The organism is Streptomyces sp. NPDC021224 (assembly GCF_044332905.1).
Lineage (GTDB): Bacteria > Actinomycetota > Actinomycetes > Streptomycetales > Streptomycetaceae > Actinacidiphila.
The window spans coordinates 137,235-153,367 of sequence record NZ_JBIRPW010000017.1 but is presented as its reverse complement, the minus strand read 5'-3'; the positions used below and the strand labels follow the sequence as shown (position 1 = coordinate 153,367).

12 protein-coding genes are annotated in these 16,133 nt (G+C 70.4%); 11 read left to right on the top strand and 1 reads right to left on the bottom strand.

Annotated elements, in window-relative coordinates; genetic code table 11:
• Positions 1-23 precede the first annotated feature (23 nt).
• Positions 24-737 (top strand): FadR/GntR family transcriptional regulator, encoded by a 714-nt coding sequence (locus ACH4PY_RS31060; RefSeq protein WP_398190464.1) that lies wholly within the window; start codon positions 24-26, stop codon positions 735-737.
• Positions 738-762: 25 nt separating this feature from the next.
• Positions 763-1,050, top strand: coding sequence for a lactate racemase domain-containing protein (locus tag ACH4PY_RS31055; RefSeq protein WP_398190461.1), 288 nt, complete (start codon positions 763-765; stop codon positions 1,048-1,050).
• A gap of 338 nt (positions 1,051-1,388) precedes the next feature.
• Here the strand turns inward: ACH4PY_RS31055 and ACH4PY_RS31050 are convergent, their stop codons facing one another.
• Positions 1,389-2,750 carry an RICIN domain-containing protein gene (locus ACH4PY_RS31050; protein ID WP_398190457.1) on the bottom strand — a complete coding sequence of 454 codons (1,362 nt, stop codon included), beginning with the start codon at positions 2,748-2,750 and terminating at the stop codon, positions 1,389-1,391.
• 423 nt (positions 2,751-3,173) lie between these two features.
• Between ACH4PY_RS31050 and ACH4PY_RS31045 the strand changes: the two genes are divergently transcribed.
• From ACH4PY_RS31045 to tuf, 9 genes are all read left to right on the top strand, one after another.
• A complete protein-coding gene (locus ACH4PY_RS31045; RefSeq protein ID WP_398190454.1) occupies positions 3,174-5,552 on the top strand; it encodes a ricin-type beta-trefoil lectin domain protein in 2,379 nt (792 codons plus the stop codon).
• A 68-nt stretch (positions 5,553-5,620) separates the two neighbouring features.
• Complete coding sequence (locus tag ACH4PY_RS31040) at positions 5,621-7,600, top strand: alpha-L-fucosidase (RefSeq protein ID WP_398190445.1); 1,980 nt, start codon at positions 5,621-5,623, stop codon at positions 7,598-7,600.
• 220 nt (positions 7,601-7,820) lie between these two features.
• The gene (locus ACH4PY_RS31035) at positions 7,821-9,557 is read left to right on the top strand and encodes an RICIN domain-containing protein (protein WP_398190442.1); all 1,737 of its coding nucleotides are present in this window, start codon (positions 7,821-7,823) and stop codon (positions 9,555-9,557) included.
• A gap of 224 nt (positions 9,558-9,781) precedes the next feature.
• The gene (locus ACH4PY_RS31030; RefSeq protein ID WP_398190438.1) at positions 9,782-10,825 is read left to right on the top strand and encodes a LacI family DNA-binding transcriptional regulator; all 1,044 of its coding nucleotides are present in this window, start codon (positions 9,782-9,784) and stop codon (positions 10,823-10,825) included.
• A 30-nt stretch (positions 10,826-10,855) separates the two neighbouring features.
• Complete coding sequence (locus ACH4PY_RS31025) at positions 10,856-11,926, top strand: aldose epimerase family protein (protein ID WP_398190435.1); 1,071 nt, start codon at positions 10,856-10,858, stop codon at positions 11,924-11,926.
• A 265-nt stretch (positions 11,927-12,191) separates the two neighbouring features.
• Positions 12,192-13,727, top strand: coding sequence for a glycoside hydrolase family 43 protein (locus ACH4PY_RS31020; RefSeq protein ID WP_398190432.1), 1,536 nt, complete (start codon positions 12,192-12,194; stop codon positions 13,725-13,727).
• A gap of 137 nt (positions 13,728-13,864) precedes the next feature.
• On the top strand, positions 13,865-14,482 hold the full coding sequence (locus tag ACH4PY_RS31015; protein ID WP_398190429.1) for a flavin reductase family protein: 618 nt from the start codon (positions 13,865-13,867) through the stop codon (positions 14,480-14,482).
• Between the two features lie 69 nt (positions 14,483-14,551).
• Positions 14,552-14,689: a hypothetical protein gene (locus ACH4PY_RS31010; RefSeq protein WP_398190426.1), complete on the top strand. Its 138-nt coding sequence runs from the start codon at positions 14,552-14,554 to the stop codon at positions 14,687-14,689.
• A 97-nt stretch (positions 14,690-14,786) separates the two neighbouring features.
• Positions 14,787-15,965, top strand: a complete 1,179-nt coding sequence (gene tuf, locus ACH4PY_RS31005; RefSeq protein WP_398190422.1) for an elongation factor Tu — start codon at positions 14,787-14,789, stop codon at positions 15,963-15,965.
• Positions 15,966-16,133: the final 168 nt, after the last annotated feature.

The following is a 16,133-nucleotide window of genomic DNA, read 5'->3' as shown; positions in this document are numbered from 1 at the left end:
ATCAGGGGAGCGGGGACGATTCGATGTCATTGACCGACAAGGCCATCGCCCGGATCAGGGAACTCATCCACTCCGGAGACCTCCTTCCCGGGGCGAAACTGCCTCCGGAACAGCAGCTCGCCTCCGACCTCGGGCTCTCCCGCAACCTGATGCGTGAGGCGGTCAAGGCCCTCGTCGTCGCACGGGTCCTGGAGATCCGGCGTGGGGACGGCACCTATGTGACCAGTCTGGAGCCGGCGCTGCTGCTGGAAGGCCTCGGGGCCGCGGTGGAACTGCTGCGTGGCGACAAGCTGCTGGAGCTGATGGAGGTCCGAAGACTCTTCGAACCGATCGCCACAGGCCTGGCCGCCGACCGGATCACCGAGGAGAACCTGGCCGAGATCAAGTACCACCTGGACGTGATGACGCACGCCGGGGACGACGTCGAGCTGCTCAACCAGCACGACGCCGCCTTCCACCGTGCCGTGGTCGCCTCCGCGGGGAACAGCACGCTGGCCACCCTGCTGGAGGGCATCTCCGGTCGCACGGTGCGTGCCCGGGTGTGGCGCGGACTGGTCGACGACAGGGCGGGGGACCGCACCGTCGCGGAGCACCGGGCGATCTACGGCGCCCTGGCCGTACGGGACCGCGCCCTGGCCGAGGCTGCCGCACTGATCCATGTGAGTACGACCGAGCGGTGGCTGCGCGAGCACTTCGGCCAGGAGGCTCCCCACAGCGGTGAGGGCAGCCACCCGTGACGACCGGACCGGAGGGACGAGAGCGGTGAGAACACGGCTGGCCTACGGCGAGAGCGGGCCGGACATCGACGTCGACCCTGCCGTGACCGCCCTGGCCGAGCCGGTGCACCACGAAGCCGTCCCCGACCAGGCCGCGGCACTGGTCGCAGCGCTGCGGCGCCCGGTCGCCGGGCCTCCGCTGCGGGAGCTGATCCGACCCGGGCAGACGGTGGCGATCTCGATGTGCGACGGCACCCGCCCGCAGCCGCGGCATCTGATGCTCCCAGCCGTCCTGGCCGAACTGAATGGTTCCTGCGCCTCGCCGACGTGGTGACCCTTGTCGCCACCGGGACCCCGCGTTCCGCTCCGGTGCGCTGAACGACACGCTCGGTGCTGCTCACGGCTCCCCGCGGCCGTCGGACGCCGGCCGACCCCTCCGCCCGCCCAGGGGACGCGGCCGCCCTGTGACGAAGGGCGGAGCGAACGCCGCGGGCGTCCGCCTCCCCGACCGGCCCGTGGCAGGGAGAGGGCCGTCCTCGGCCCCACCCGCCGAGGACGGCCCTCTGCGCGGCGGCAGTCCACCCGGACGAAGATCCCAGGTGCTCCAGGACTGCCGCCGCGAGATCGCGTGTCAGGTGCTCCGGCCTACGGTGCCCGCCCGTCCGGCCCCGCTCAGCTGCGCAGGCCCCACCGCTGGTTCGAACCGCCCGTGCAGCTCCACAGCTGGACCTTCGTGCCGTTGGCGGTTGCCTGGCCGGAGGCGTCCAGGCACAGCCCCGACTGCACACCGGTGATCGTGCCGTCGGAGTTGACGTTCCACTGCTGGTTCGCCTGGCCGTTGCAGTCCCAGATCACCGCGGCGGTGCCGTTGGCGGTTGCCTGGCCGGAGGCGTCCAGGCACTTGCTGCCGTAGACCATGAGCTGCTTGCCCGCGGTATAGGTCCACCGCTGGTTGCTGCCGCCGTTGCAGTCCCACAGCTCAGCCTGAGTGCCGTTGGCGGTCGTGGAGTTGCTGATGTCGAGGCATCGGCCGGACTGCTGGCCGACGATCTGCTGGTTGCCCGCCGGCGGGCTGGTGGGCGGCGGGCTGGTGGGCGGGGCGGAGGAGTCGAACTGCGTGAAGAACTTCCAGACCTCTCCCGAGGTCCAGGTGTGCCAGCCGTCGCCGGTGGACCCGTCGATGGGGCCGGGGTCGTGGCCCGCTCCGTCGAAGGCCGCCCACACCACCGGGTATCCGGGCTTGCACCCGGAGTACGCGGTGACGATGTGCGTCAGGCTTCCGTAGGCCGGCTCCGGCGGGTTCTGCGGGGTGCAGCCGTTGTTCCTGACGAAGGTGTCCCGCAGCGAGCGCCCGGAAGCGATCGGCAGGACGTTGTCCCTGAGTCCGTGCAGTCCCATGTACGCGACGGGCTGGGTGCCCCCGCTGCACCCGCTGAGGTTGGCCCCGGAGTACACCGCCACCGCGCGGAAGACCGCGGGCCGGGCGCAGGCGAGCGCGTACGTCATCGCTCCGCCGTAGCTGAACCCGGACGAGAAGAGCTGGGTGGTGTCGACGCACAGGCCTGACTCGATCTGGCTGACCATGTCGTCGACGAAGGTGACGTCCTGGCCGTTGGTGTTGGCCCAGCCGTTGTTGATGCCCTGGGGCGCGACGAAGATCGTGCCGTTGCCCGCGCTGTCGGCCAGGCGCCTGAGTCCGTAGTAGGACCAGTTGTAGCCGTCGGTCCCGCCCGAGTCGACGTCGTTCATGGTGCCGCCCACCCAGTGGAATCCGAAGACCAGCCGGTAGGGGCGGTTGGTGTCGTAGTCGGCGGGGACCCTCAGGATGTAACTGCGGTTCTGGCCGCTGCTCTGGATCGTGTGGGTCCCGCTGGCCAGCGTCGGAGCCCTGCCGCAACCTGCTGTGGCCGCGGCGGCTCTGACGGCGGCGGGTGACTCACCCGTGCCGAGTGTGGTGCTCAGTGCGGTGCCGGCCGCAGCCATGACGAGAGCCAGCGCGGCCAGGACGGGCGCGAGGAGGGATCTGCGTCTCATGGGCGCTTCCTTCCGTGGGGGGACAGCGCCGCAGTGCGCCGGTTCGGAGAGTGAGCGCTAACATCTCAACCCGGCACGAAGCGGACTCTTACTGAGGGAGATGGGATGTCTCTGAGGGGATCGGGGGCAGCCTGCATCACTCCACGCGCACTGTCAACCCTTATCGCAAAAGGCCGGATCGGGCATCGCACCCTTGACAGACCCAATGAGTTGGGAGCACCGTCTCACCCCGAAACCCCCAGGCAATCCCACTTCGAGACGGCACTTTTCAGCCCGCTGTAAATGTGAGCGCTAACGCATCGGGTGAGTTCCCCCCACCACCATTAGCGTGCCCTGCGGCCGGATCTCCGGCTCCGGCCGCAGGAGACCCCCACCCTGCGAAAGGAATGCACAGTGACAGCACTCCGCCTGTTGTTCCGGCGCATGCGAGCCTCGACCGTCGTACTCCTGGGCCTCCTCCTCGCCGGCGGCGGCATCGTGGGCACGGCCGCGTCACCGGCCCAGGCCGCGACCTCCATCACGATCAACGGCGCCTCCGGCGGCCGGACCTTCGACGGCGTCGGCGCCATCAGCGGCGGCGGCGGCAACAGCCGGCTCCTGATCGACTACCCCGAACCCCAGCGGGGCCAGATCCTGGACTACCTGTTCAAGCCCGGCTACGGCGCCTCCCTGCAGATCCTCAAGGCCGAGATCGGCGGCGACACCAACTCCACCTCCGGCGCGGAGCCCAGCCACCAGCACACCCGGTCCGACCTGAACTGCAACCGCGGCTACGAATGGTGGCTGATGGCACAGGCCAAGGCGCGCAATCCGAACATCAAGCTGTACGGACTGGCCTGGGGCGCGCCCGGCTGGATCGGCAACGGCAACTTCTGGTCCACGGACATGGTCAACTACCTGGTCTCCTGGCTGGGCTGCGCCAAGCAGCACGGGCTGACGATCGACTACCTCGGCGGCTGGAACGAGCGTGGCTACAACGTCTCGTGGTACGAGCAGCTGCGCAGCGCGCTCAACAGCAACGGCTATGCGGGCGTCGAGATCGTCGGAGCGGACTCCGACTGGACCATCGCCAACGACATCGACTCCAACGCCGCGTTCGCCGCATCGGTAGGTGCCATCGGCACGCACTACCCCTGCGGGTACCGGTCGTCCCAGTCCAACTGCAGTGTCCCGGCAGCCGCCCTCTCGTCCGGCAAACAGCTGTGGGCGAGCGAGAACGGCTCCGACGACTACAACGGCGGCGCCCAGGCGATGGCGCGCGGCATCAACCGCGGCTACATCGACGGGAAGATGACGGCCTACCTCAACTGGCCCGTCGTCGCCGCGGTCACGCCCAACCTGCCGTATCCCACCATGGGACTCGCCCTGGCCTCCCAGCCGTGGTCCGGTTCCTACTCGATCGGCAAGAACGCCTGGGTGATGGCGCAGACCAGCCAGTTCACCGCCCCGGGCTGGAAGTACCTCGACTCGTCGAGCGGCTACATCGGCGGCAGCCGCAGCAACGGCAGCTACGTGTCGCTGAAGTCCACCGACAACTCCGACTACTCCACGGTCATCGAGACGGTGGACGCAGGCAGCGCCCAGACCCTGAACTTCACCGTCGGCGGAGGGCTGTCCACGGGGACCGTGCACGTGTGGTCGACCAACCTCAACTCCAGCAGTCCGGCGGACTACTTCGTGCACTCCGAGGACGTCACCCCGTCCGGCGGCAGCTTCAGCGTCACCGTGCAGCCCGGCCGCGTCTACACCCTGACCACCACGACCGGCCAGGGCAAGGGGACCGCCACCGGCCCGGCCCAGGGCTCGCTGGGGCTGCCCTACGGCGACAGCTTCGACAGCTACCCGGCCGGAACCGAGGCGAAGTACCTCATGGACTGGCAGGGGGCGTTCGAGACGACCGCCTGCGGCGGCGGCCGCAGCGGGACGTGCGTGCGTCAGATGAGTCCGCAGAAGCCGATCACCTGGGACGCGCTGTCCGATCCGCACGCCCTGCTCGGTGACGTGGGCTGGAGCAACTACACCGTCTCCTCCGACGTGCTGCTGGAACAGTCCGGATACGCCGACCTGCTCGGCCGCGCCAACTCGCAGGACTACACCACCACCGGCGGCCTGAACGCCTACCACCTGCGGGTGACCGATGCGGGAGCGTGGTCGATCCTGAGTTCGAGCACCAACGGAAACGTCTCCACGCTGGCCCACGGCACGATCGCGGCGCTGGGCACCAACCGGTGGCACACCCTGGGTCTCACCTTCGCCGGTTCGACCGTCTCCGCGGTGATCGACGGTGCGGCGGTCGGCTCCGTGAACGACTACTCCTTCGCCGGCGGGCAGGTCGGCTACCAGACCGGGCAGACCGAGACTGCGCAGTTCGACAACCTGTCCGTCACCCCCGGCAGCGGTGGTGGCAACGGCGGCACCACGTCCACGATCGTCGGCGTCGCCTCCGGCAGGTGCGTGGACGTGCCGAACCAGTCACAGACGGCCGGTACCCAGGTGGAGCTGTGGGACTGCAACGGCGGCAGCAACCAGCAGTGGACCAGCACGTCCTCCCACGAGCTGCGGGTCTACGGCGGCGACTGCCTCGACGCGTCCGGTGCGGGCACGGCTCCCGGTACGAAGGTGGACATCTGGACCTGCAACGGCGGCAGCAACCAGCAGTGGACGGTCAACGCGAACGGCACCATCACCGGTGTGCAGTCCGGTCTGTGCCTGGACGCCACGGGCAACGCATCGGGCAACGGCACCCTGCTGGAGCTGTGGACGTGCACCGGGGCCAACAACCAGAAGTGGACACGCAGCTGATCGGGGATGCGGCCGGACGGCTCCCCGACCAGCGAGATGACCTCGACAACCAACCCGAGAGGCTCGGCATGTCTTCCTCTTCCCCAGTCAGTCGGCGCAACCTGCTGGCGGCGGCCGGTGCGGCGACGGCTTTCGGACTACTGCGGTTCGCTCCCGAAGCCGCCGCGACGGACGGGCCCGGCAGCTACAGCGCCAGCTGGTCCTCGGTGGACCAGCACCCCCCGGCCCCGGCCTGGTTCCAGGACGCGAAATTCGGGATCTACTACCACTGGGGCGTCTTCAGCGTTCCCGCGTTCGGGAACGAGTGGTACCCGCGCAACATGTACATCGGCGGCTCGGCCGAGAACCAGCACCACATCGCCACCTACGGCGACCCGTCGGTGTGGCCGTACAACAACTTCATCGACGGCGCACGTGACAAGGCCGGCAACTTCGTGCAGTTCGCCCCCAAGCCGGTCTCGCAGGGCGGCAACTGGGACCCGGCCGCATGGGCGGCGCTGTTCAAGGACGCGGGGGCCAGGTTCGCCGGGCCCGTGGCCGAGCACCACGACGGCTTCTCCATGTGGAACAGCGCGTCCAACCCGTGGAATTCGGTACGGCACGGTCCCAAGCTCGATCTCGTGGCGCAGCACGCCCAGGCCATCCGCGGCCAGGGCCTGAAGTTCATGGCGTCCCTGCACCACGCCTACCACTTCAACGGCTACTACGACCACGTGCCGTCCCAGTCGGACCCGACGCTGCGCATCCTCTTCGGCCAGCAGGGGACCGCCGCGGAGAACCAGCTCTGGTACAGCAAGCTGGTCGAGGTCATCGACGGCTACCAGCCCGACCTGATCTGGCAGGACTTCGACCTGGGCCTGGTGCAGGAGTCCTACCGGCTGCAGTTCCTGGCGTACTACTACAACAAGGCCGTGGCATGGAACAAGGACGTCGCCGCGACGTACAAGGACGGCCTGGACAACAAGGGCGAGGTCTTCGACTTCGAGCGCGGCGGTCCGGCGGGGCTCATGACGCCCTACTGGCTCACCGACGACAGCATCTCCTCGTCCAGCTGGTGCTACACCGCGGGCATCGGCTACTACTCGACGCAGGCACTGCTGCACGCGCTGATCGACCGCACCGCCAAGGGCGGCACCATGCTGCTGAACATCGCCCCCATGGCCGACGGCACCATCCCCTCCGGCCAGCAGACCGTGCTGCGCGGAATGGGGGACTGGCTCGGCCGCTTCGGGGAGGCCGTGTACGGCACGCGCTCCTGGTCCAGTTACGGCGAGGGCCCGACCGCGATGGGCGGCGGATCCTTCAGCGGACCCGTGGCCGGCGTGGCGAAGGACGTCCGCTTCACCCGCAGCCAGGACAACCGGGTCCTGTACGCCACATCCCTGGGCTGGCAGGGCGGCACGATGACCATCGCCTCACTCAACTCCAACCGGTTCGCCATCGGCAGCCTCACCAGAGCCCAACTGCTGGGCAACAGCGCGGGAAGCTACATCGACCTGCCCGCACCGGCCCAGGACAGCTCTGGCCTGCACCTGTCCATGCCCTCCTCGAACGCGCCCTTCAGCGCGCTGGCCTACACCGTCAAGCTGACCTTCTCCGGCCAGATCCCCGCGCTGGGCGCGGGCGGCACCGGGAGCGGGTACGTGAAGATCGCCAACGCCACCACCGGGCTGGTGCTGGACAGCGGCGGCAGCGTCGCTTCCGGCTCCAACCTCAAGCAGTGGAACTACGACGGGAGCAGCAACCTCCAGTGGCAGCTGGTGGACCTGGGCAGCGGCTACTACCGCATCGTCAACCGCACGAACGGAATGGTCGCCGACAGCTGGGGTGACGCCTCCAACGGCGCCCCCGCCCGGCAGACGGCGTGGAACGGTGGCAACAACCAGCAGTGGTCCCTCGTCAGCGTGGGGAGCGGCCGCTACCAGATCGTCAACCGCGGGACCGGCACCGCCCTCGACGGTGCGGGCAGCACCGCCGCCGGTTCCACCACGGTGATGTGGGCACCGAACTCCAGCACCAACAACCAGTGGACGATCAGCGGGGTCTGACCGCCCCGGAGGAAAACGGCGGTGTGCGCGATCCTGCACGCTCCCTTGACCGGCCGGGGGAGTCACACCTACGTTGTGCGGTGAACAAAGGGTTGCCCATTTGCGCAACGGCATCGGGCAACCCCACGATCGGCGGGCCGTCTGACGGGCGGTCCGACCGTCGCCGCGCCCGGCAGCGGCCGTGCGCTTCCCCCCACTTCCCCGGAAGGGTGTCTTCCTCATGCGTGGATCCACGCAGCGTCAGCACGGCCGCCGGCCGGTAGGCGTGCTCGGCCTCGGAGTCGCGGTGGTGGCCGTGACCTCGACGGCGTTCACCGGCGCGCCCGCACAGGCCGCGGCCTCTCCCTCCACGACCCTGGTGGTCAGCGCCAACCAGGTGCTGCGGCCTGTCACCCACGTCGCCACCGGCAGCCTCTACGGACTGGCGAACGCCACCACCCCGTCCGACAGCCTGGTGCAGGCCATCAAGCCGAACACCTTCGTCCAGAAGCCGCAGGGCGGCCGTCAGCAGGGCACCGGCGACGTGCTCACCGTGGCGCCGAAGGCGGCGCGCGCCGGTGCGAAGGTCGTCAACCGGCTCTCCGACTACTACGCGGGCTGGCCCTACCAGTTCAGCTGGAACAACTGGTTCTCCGTCGTCGACGACCAGATCGCGCAGACCAAGGCCTCCGGCATCACCAACCTGGCCGCGTACGCACCGTGGAACGAGTCCGACAACACCTGGCTCTCCTCCAACGGCACCTTCGAGGACTTCTGGACCCGCACGTACCGCGAGATCCGCTCCAAGGACTCCACGACGCCGATCCAGGGCCCGAGCTTCTCGGACAACATCAGCGACATGGACAACTTCCTGAAGAACGCGGTGGCCACCGGCACCGTGCCGGACATCATCGCCTGGCACGAGCTCTCGCGCTCCTCGAAGATCGCCGGTGACATCGCCACCGTCACCGCCCTGGAGAGCAAGTACGGCATCAGCCCGCGGCCGATCGCGATCGAGGAGTACGCCGCTCCCTCCGAGGTCGGCGTCCCCGGCGCTCTCGTGGGCTACATCGCCAAGTTCGAGCGGCTGGGCGTGCACGACGCCGAACTCGCCTTCTGGAACCAGTCCGGAGCCCTCGGCGACCTGCTCACCGGCCAGGGCGGCAGCCCCAACGGCGCGTACTGGCTCTACAAGTGGTACGCCGACATGAGCGGTTCGATGCTCGTCACCACGCCTCCCGCCCAGACCGGGATCGACGGCGCGGCCTCGCGCAACAGCGCGGGGAACGAGGTCGACGTGGTCGTCGGCGGCGGCTCCGGCGATTCGGCGGTCACCGTCAACGGTCTGAACGCACTGTCCGCCTTCGGCTCCACCGCCCACGTCAAGGTCGAGTACACGCCCTCACCCGGGCGTACGGTCGCGGTCTCCGGCCCCACCACCGTGTCGGAGTCGGACTACGCAGTGAGCAACGGCAGCCTCACCGTTCCCCTCTCCATGAACAGCGCCTACGGCTACCACCTGGTGATCACCCCGTCGAGCGGCGGCGGTTCCACCCTGGACGGCACGTACCAGATCGCCAACAAGAACAGCGGCCTGGCCCTGGACACCCAGAACGAGGCCACGGGGCAGGGCACCCTCGTCGACCAGGCCACGCCCAACAGTTCGGCCACGCAGAAGTGGACGCTGGCGTCCGCCGGCTCCGGCCTGTACAAGATCCGCAGCCAGTCCGGCCTCGTCCTCGGCATTTCCAACATGAGCACGTCGAACGGTGGCACCGCCCTCGTCTGGGGTGACAGCGGTACCGCCGACCACCTGTGGCGGCTGACGCCCGACGCAAACGGCTACTACAAGATCGCCAACAGCAACAGCGGCCTGCTGCTCGGTGTGCAGAACATGAGCAGCAGCAGCGGCGCCCAGGTGCTCCAGTGGGAGGACAACGGTACGGCCGACCACCTCTGGCGCCTCAGCCCGCGCTGAGCGCAGGCTCCACTCCGGTCGCCCGCGGCCCGCATCGACGAAAACCCTTGCGCAGCGTGTTGCGCACCGAGGGTCCGGGCGCGTGCACCGGCGGGTGCGTGCACCGGTGACGAGTCCGACCGGGGTCGCCCCGACCTCCCGTGGCACCTGGTTTGACGCACCTGTCTGTGAGCGCTCACATTGACGCCGACGCCGATCGGAGAACCATGTCCCACACTGCGCCGATGTCCTCAGGACCGCGTCGTGCACCCACCATGGCGGACGTGGCCCAGCGCGCCGGGGTGTCGCACCAGACGGTTTCGAGAGTGCTGAGCAACCACCCCAACGTGCGCGAGTCGACGCGGGTCGGCGTGCAGCGGGCGATCGAGGAGCTGGGTTACCGCCGGAACTCCTCGGCACGTGCACTGGTGACACGGCGCACCCTGACGCTGGGTGTGGTGGCGTGCAACCCGACACTGTTCGGGCCGGCCAGCATGCTGTTCGGACTGGAGGAGGCCGCACGGGACGAGGGGTTCATGGTCTCGGCGGTCACGCTGCGGCGCTACAGCGCCAAGGCCCTCTCCGAGGCGATCGACCATCTCAGTGACTGGGGGGTGGAGGGCATCGTGGTGATCGTCCCCCACCGGGCGGCGGTCGCGGCCCTGGCCGAGCTGCGGCTGCCGTTCCCGGTGGTGACCGTGGAGGGCGGGCACTCGCTGCCGATCCCGGGCGTGTCCGTCGATCAGGACCTGGGTGCCCGCCTGGTCACCAACCACCTGCTCAACGCCGGGCACGGGACCGTCTGGCACGTGGCCGGCCCGTCGGACTGGCTGGAGGCCGAGGCCCGCGTCCGCGGCTGGCGCGACGTCCTGGAGGAGGCGGGCGTCGAAGTACCCCCGCCGCTCGTCGGTGACTGGACGCCGCTTTCCGGGTACCGTGCCGGCCAGGAGCTGGCGGGCCAGGTGGCCGTGAACGGGGCACGCCGTCGTGGGCCCGAGGTGACCGCGGTTTTCGTGGCCAACGACCAGATGGCGCTCGGCGTGCTGCGGGCCTTCCGTGAGGCGGGCCTGTCCGTGCCCGGCCAGGTGGCCATCGCGGGTTTCGACGACATCCCGGAGGCGGAGTTCTTCGCGCCGCCGCTCACGACCGTACGGCAGGACTTCGCCGCGGTCGGCCAGGCCAGCATCCGGCTGCTGGTGAGCCGGCTGGAGTCGACCGGGACGGCGAACGACGAGCGGGTCGTCATCGACCCCCGCCTGATAGTCCGCAGCAGCAGCACTCCTTCCTGAGCACACTCGTCCGCACGCCTACGGAGCATCATGACCACTGTCACGCGCTCGGCTGCCGGGGCGCTGCCCGAGGGGCGGCCCGTCGAACACTGGCTGCTCGCGAACGGTCCGATCACCGTCGAACTGCTGGACCTCGGTGCGAGCCTGCACTCCGTACGGTGCCCTGACCGCTCCGGGAGAGTCGCCGAAGCGGTCGTCAGCCCCTTGCGCATCGCGGACCGGTTCGGCAGTGCCCGGTATCTCGGCGCCACCGTCGGACGCTACGCGAACCGCATCGGCGGCGCCGTGCTGGAGCTTCGGGGACGTACGCACAAGCTGAGCGCCAACGAGGACGGGAACACGCTGCACGGCGGGGCGGAAGCGTTCGACCTGCGGACGTGGTCGGCTCGCCCGGTCGGCGACGGGGCCCGGGCCGGGGTCGAGTTCCGCCTGACCAGCCCCGCGGGCGATCAGGGCTTCCCGGGCCGCCTGGAGGCCACGGTCACCTACACCCTCGGGGACGAGGGGGACCTCGCCATCGACTACACCGCGACGAGCGACGCCGTCACGGTGGTCAACCTCACGAACCACGCCTACTGGAACCTGGCAGGCGGCACCGACGAGACGGTACTGGACCACGAGCTCCAGATCGGTGCGGACCGGTACACGCGTGTGGATCCCCGTCTGCTGCCGCTGCCCGGACCGCCCGAACCGGTGGAGCGGACCCCCTTCGACCTGAGGGAGCCGACGCGGCTGCGCCGTGCGCTGGAGACCGGGCACGACGAGGTACGCATGGCCGGTCGGGGCTTCGACCACAACTGGGTCCTGAGGCCGCGCACGCCCGGCACGAGAGCTCCCGCAGCCGTCCTGACGCATCCTGCGTCCGGTCGCCGGGTGGAATGCCTGACGACGGAGCCCGGACTCCAGGTGTACACGGGCAACCACTTCGACGGCTCCGTCGCCGACCTGAACGGCCGTCCGATCCTGCGGTTCGGTGGCATCGCGCTCGAGACACAGCACTTCCCCGACGCACCGAGCAGGCCCGACTACCCCTCCCCGATACTCTGCCCCGGGGACACCTACCGATCGACGACCGTCTACCGAATCAGCACCCTGCCCTGAGCGGGCCGCATGAGCGAAACCTTTCGGCTGTGGAATCCGTGGCCCGACGAGTCGGTGCAGGTGACAGCCACGACACGCCGGCTGTTGACGCCACCGGGCCGATGGTCTTAGGTTCCCGAGGAGCCACGCGCTTCGCGCGTGTGATCGAGAGCCGATTGTTAGCGCTCACCTTTGTGCCTCGCAGGATTCGTGCGCCGCCCGGCCTTGCCCGGGAACCGGCGCACGGACGCCCGCCCGGTCCTGGTACGCGAAAGGGATTCGCCCCGTGCACATGTACGACAACCCCGTGATCAGCGGGTTCCACCCCGATCCGAGCGTGTGCCGCGTGGGCGACGACTACTACCTCGTGTGCTCCAGCTTCGAGTACGTCCCGGGTCTGCCCCTCTTCCACAGCCGGGACCTGGTCCACTGGCGGCAGATCGGCAATGTGCTCGACCGCCCGGGCCAGCTGCCGCTGCCCGTCCCCGGGGCCATGGCCTCCCGTGGCCTGTACGCGCCCACGATCCGCCACCACGACGGCCGCTTCTGGGTGATCAACACCAATGTCAGCGGCGGCGGCAACTTCATCGTGAGCGCCGAGCGCCCGGAGGGCCCGTGGTCGGACCCGGTGTGGATCGACCTGCCCGGCATCGACCCGGACCTGGCCTGGGAGGAGGACGGCACCTGCTGGGCGGCGTTCACCGTGCCGGGCATCCACCTCGCCCGGATCGACCCGGTCAGGGGCGAGGTGCTGGAGGGCCCGTTCCCGACGTGGTCCGGGACCGGCCTGAAGTGGCCCGAGGCCCCGCATCTGTACCGTATCGGCGACTGGTGGTACCTGCTCATCGCCGAGGGGGGCACCGAACGCGGCCATGCCGTGTCCGTCGCGCGGGCACGTTCCCCGCGCGGCCCGTGGGAGGGCGCGCCGGGCAACCCGCTGCTGTCCCACAGCGCCACCGACCACCCCGTCCAGAGCACGGGCCACGGCGATCTGGTCACCGCTGCGGACGGCAGCTGGTGGATGGTGCTGCTCGGCACGAGGCCCCGCGGCTACACCCCCAACTTCCAGGTGCTCGGCCGTGAGACGTTCCTCGCCCCTGTCGAGTGGGACGCGGACGGCTGGCCCGTCATGGACCCGGTCCCCGAACGGCACACCGCGCCCGGCGGCGCCTGGCACCCCGTCCCCGCTCTGCCCGCCCGGGACGACTTCGACGCGCCCCGGCTCGCGCCGCACTGGATCTCCCCGTACGCCCGCCCCGACACCTCCTGGTCGCTGGCAGAACGCCCCGGGTGGCTCACCCTCAACGCCACCGGCGGCACTCTGGACCACCCCGGCTACACCTTCGTCGGTCGCCGCCAGCAGCACCACGAGTGCCGCGTCACCGTCCGACTCGACCCGGGCACCGGGCGCGGCGGCCTGAGCGTGCGCATGGACGAGGCCCACCACTACGACCTGGAGGTCGCCGACGGGCAGGTCGGCGTCGTCGCTCGGATCGGCCCGCTGCGCCAGACCGTCGCCCGGTGCGCGGTGGAGCCCGGCCCGCTCACCCTCGCGATCACCGTCCGCACCACGGACATCGTCCCGCCGTCCCCGGAGTTCGCCGGCATCGAGCCGACCGGCCCGGACACCCTCGCCTTCTGGACGCAGGACCCGGCGACCCCCGGTGCCGCGCCGCTGGCCGAACTGGAGGGACGCTACCTGTCCACCGAGGTCGCCACCGGCTTCACCGGCCGCGTCATCGGCATGTACGCGCTGGACGGCACCGTCGCCTTCGACTGGTTCGACTACGAGCCGGAGGCGGACGACACGCTCCGCACCTGACGACGCCGGGGGCGTGCTCGTGCGGCCCGGCCCCGGTGTCCGTGCCGTCCGGCAGCGCACTTTCCGGAGAACACCGGGTCCGGCCGTGCCGCGATCCGTCGTCTGGCCCGTGCGTGCCCGCCGGGATACTGGGGCGCATGCGAATCGACTTCGATCCTGAGCAGCTCGGCCGGAACGCGTTCTACAGGCTCCTCACGGCGACCGTGGTCCCCAGGCCCATTGCCTGGGTGTCCACGACCACCGCGGACGGCTCTTGCGACAACCTCGCGCCGCACAGCTTCTTCACCGTCGCCTGCGTCGATCCGCCCGTCGTGCAGTTCACCTCCGTCGGGCGGAAGGACTCGCTGCGCAACGTCGAGGAGACGGGGGAGTTCGTGGTCAATCTCGCGCCCGAGCACCTCTTCGAGGAGATCAACGCGACGGGGACGGACTTCCCGCACGGCGTGAGCGAGTTCGACGAGGTGGGGATCGCGCGGGAGCCCAGCGCGCGGGTGAAGCCGCCACGGGTGGCGGCTTCACCCGTGGCGCTGGAGTGCCAACTGCACAGCACCGTGCGGCTGGGGGATTCCACCGTGGTGTTCGGGCGGGTCGTGCACGCGGCGGTGTCGGAGGCGGTGCTGGTGGACGGGCATCCGGACGTCCACCGGCTGCGGCCGCTGACGCGGTTGGGCAAGGACGAGTGGGGGACGCTCGGGGAGGTGCTGGAGATCAGCCGGATCCCCGTCCGGGAGTGGGAGCAGGGGCGCCGCCGCTGACGGGACGGCAGGGACGACGGCGGCGAAAACCCTTCGACGCGGGGCGGGGCCGCGGGCCATGATCGGGGCATGTTCCGGCTCGCCTTCCTCGCAGACGCCACCGCGGCAGCGGTCGCGGCGTCGAAGGCCGCCTGCCCGGCCGCGGGCGCGAACGCCGCCCCGGCCGGCCGGAACGCGAACGCATCCTTCGACGGCGCCCGACGCTGACCCTCCCCGGACCGATGTCCGGTGGGACCCCGCACGGGGAGGGTCGGACCGGCCAGGGGTTCCCGACTCACCCGGCGTCCCAGGAGGAGACACCGTCATGTCCAAGCAGGCGTACGTGCGCACCAAGCCGCACCTCAACATCGGCACGATGGGCCACGTCGACCACGGCAAGACCACCCTCACCGCGGCCATCACCAAGGTCCTGGCCGACCGCGGCACGGGCACGTTCGTGCCGTTCGACCGGATCGACCGGGCGCCGGAGGAGGCGGCCCGCGGCATCACCATCAGCATCGCGCACGTCGAGTACGAGACGGCGGCGCGGCACTACGCGCACGTCGACATGCCCGGCCACGCCGACTACGTCAAGAACATGATCACCGGCGCGGCGCAGCTCGACGGCGCCATCCTGGTCGTCTCGGCGCTCGACGGCGTCATGCCGCAGACCGCCGAGCACGTGCTGCTGGCCCGGCAGATCGGGGTCGAGTACGTCGTCGTCGCGCTCAACAAGGCCGACGCGGGAGACCCGGAGCTGACCGACCTGGTCGAACTGGAGGTGCGCGAACTGCTGGGTGCGCACGGCTTCCCGGGCGACGAGGTGCCGGTCGTACGGGTGTCGGGGCTGCGCGCCCTGGAGGGCGACCCGCGCTGGACGGACGCGATCGGCGAGCTGCTGGACGCGGTCGACGCCTACGTGCCCGTGCCGGTGCGGTACACCGACGCGCCGTTCCTGCTGTCGGTCGAGAACGTGCTGACCATCACCGGGCGCGGCACCGTCGTGACCGGTGCGGTCGAGCGCGGCACGATCGCGCCCGGCGACCGGGTCGAGTTGCACACGGCGGCGGGGGAGCCGGTCACCAGCGTCGTCACCGGTCTGGAGACCTTCGGCAAGCCGATGGGCTCCGCGCAGGCGGGCGACAACGTGGCGCTGCTGCTGCGCGGGGTGCAGCGCGGGCAGGTGCGGCGCGGCGACGTCGTCGTGGCGCCGGGCAGCGTCACCCCGCACCGCCGCTTCACCGCGCGCGTCTACGTCGTGCCCGCGGCCGAGGGCGGCCGGCACACGCCGGTCACCTCCGGCTACCGCCCGCAGTTCTACATCCGCACCGCGGACGTGGTCGGCGACGTGGACCTCGGCGACGTGCCGATGGCGATGCCCGGCGACACCGCCGAGGTCACCGTCTCCCTCGGCCGCGCCCTGCCGCTGGAGCCGGGACTCGGCTTCGCCATCCGCGAGGGCGGCCGCACGGTCGGCGCGGGCACGGTGTCCGCGCTGCTCTGACCTGCGGCCCGGGGCCGGTGGTCCGGCTCCCGCCGCTGCCCGGTACGGTCACCCGTACCGGGCAGCGGCGGGCCGCACACCCCGGCCCCACCGCGTGCAGCTGCCGTACCCGTTCGGGAGCCGGAGCACCCGGCCCGGTGTCGGAGGGACCGGCCACGCCAAGCTGCC

What these genes read in the sequence shown, in the direction of transcription:
- ACH4PY_RS31025 (WP_398190435.1), top strand. Translation starts at nt 10,856, where the DNA reads ATGACCACTGTCACGCGCTCGGCTGCCGGGGCGCTGCCCGAGGGGCGG.
- ACH4PY_RS31035 (WP_398190442.1), top strand. Translation starts at nt 7,821, where the DNA reads ATGCGTGGATCCACGCAGCGTCAGCACGGCCGCCGGCCGGTAGGCGTG.
- ACH4PY_RS31050 (WP_398190457.1), bottom strand. Translation starts at nt 2,750, where the DNA reads ATGAGACGCAGATCCCTCCTCGCGCCCGTCCTGGCCGCGCTGGCTCTC.
- ACH4PY_RS31040 (WP_398190445.1), top strand. Translation starts at nt 5,621, where the DNA reads ATGTCTTCCTCTTCCCCAGTCAGTCGGCGCAACCTGCTGGCGGCGGCC.
- ACH4PY_RS31010 (WP_398190426.1), top strand. Translation starts at nt 14,552, where the DNA reads ATGTTCCGGCTCGCCTTCCTCGCAGACGCCACCGCGGCAGCGGTCGCG.
- tuf (WP_398190422.1), top strand. Translation starts at nt 14,787, where the DNA reads ATGTCCAAGCAGGCGTACGTGCGCACCAAGCCGCACCTCAACATCGGC.
- ACH4PY_RS31015 (WP_398190429.1), top strand. Translation starts at nt 13,865, where the DNA reads ATGCGAATCGACTTCGATCCTGAGCAGCTCGGCCGGAACGCGTTCTAC.
- ACH4PY_RS31060 (WP_398190464.1), top strand. Translation starts at nt 24, where the DNA reads ATGTCATTGACCGACAAGGCCATCGCCCGGATCAGGGAACTCATCCAC.
- ACH4PY_RS31045 (WP_398190454.1), top strand. Translation starts at nt 3,174, where the DNA reads ATGCGAGCCTCGACCGTCGTACTCCTGGGCCTCCTCCTCGCCGGCGGC.
- ACH4PY_RS31030 (WP_398190438.1), top strand. Translation starts at nt 9,782, where the DNA reads ATGTCCTCAGGACCGCGTCGTGCACCCACCATGGCGGACGTGGCCCAG.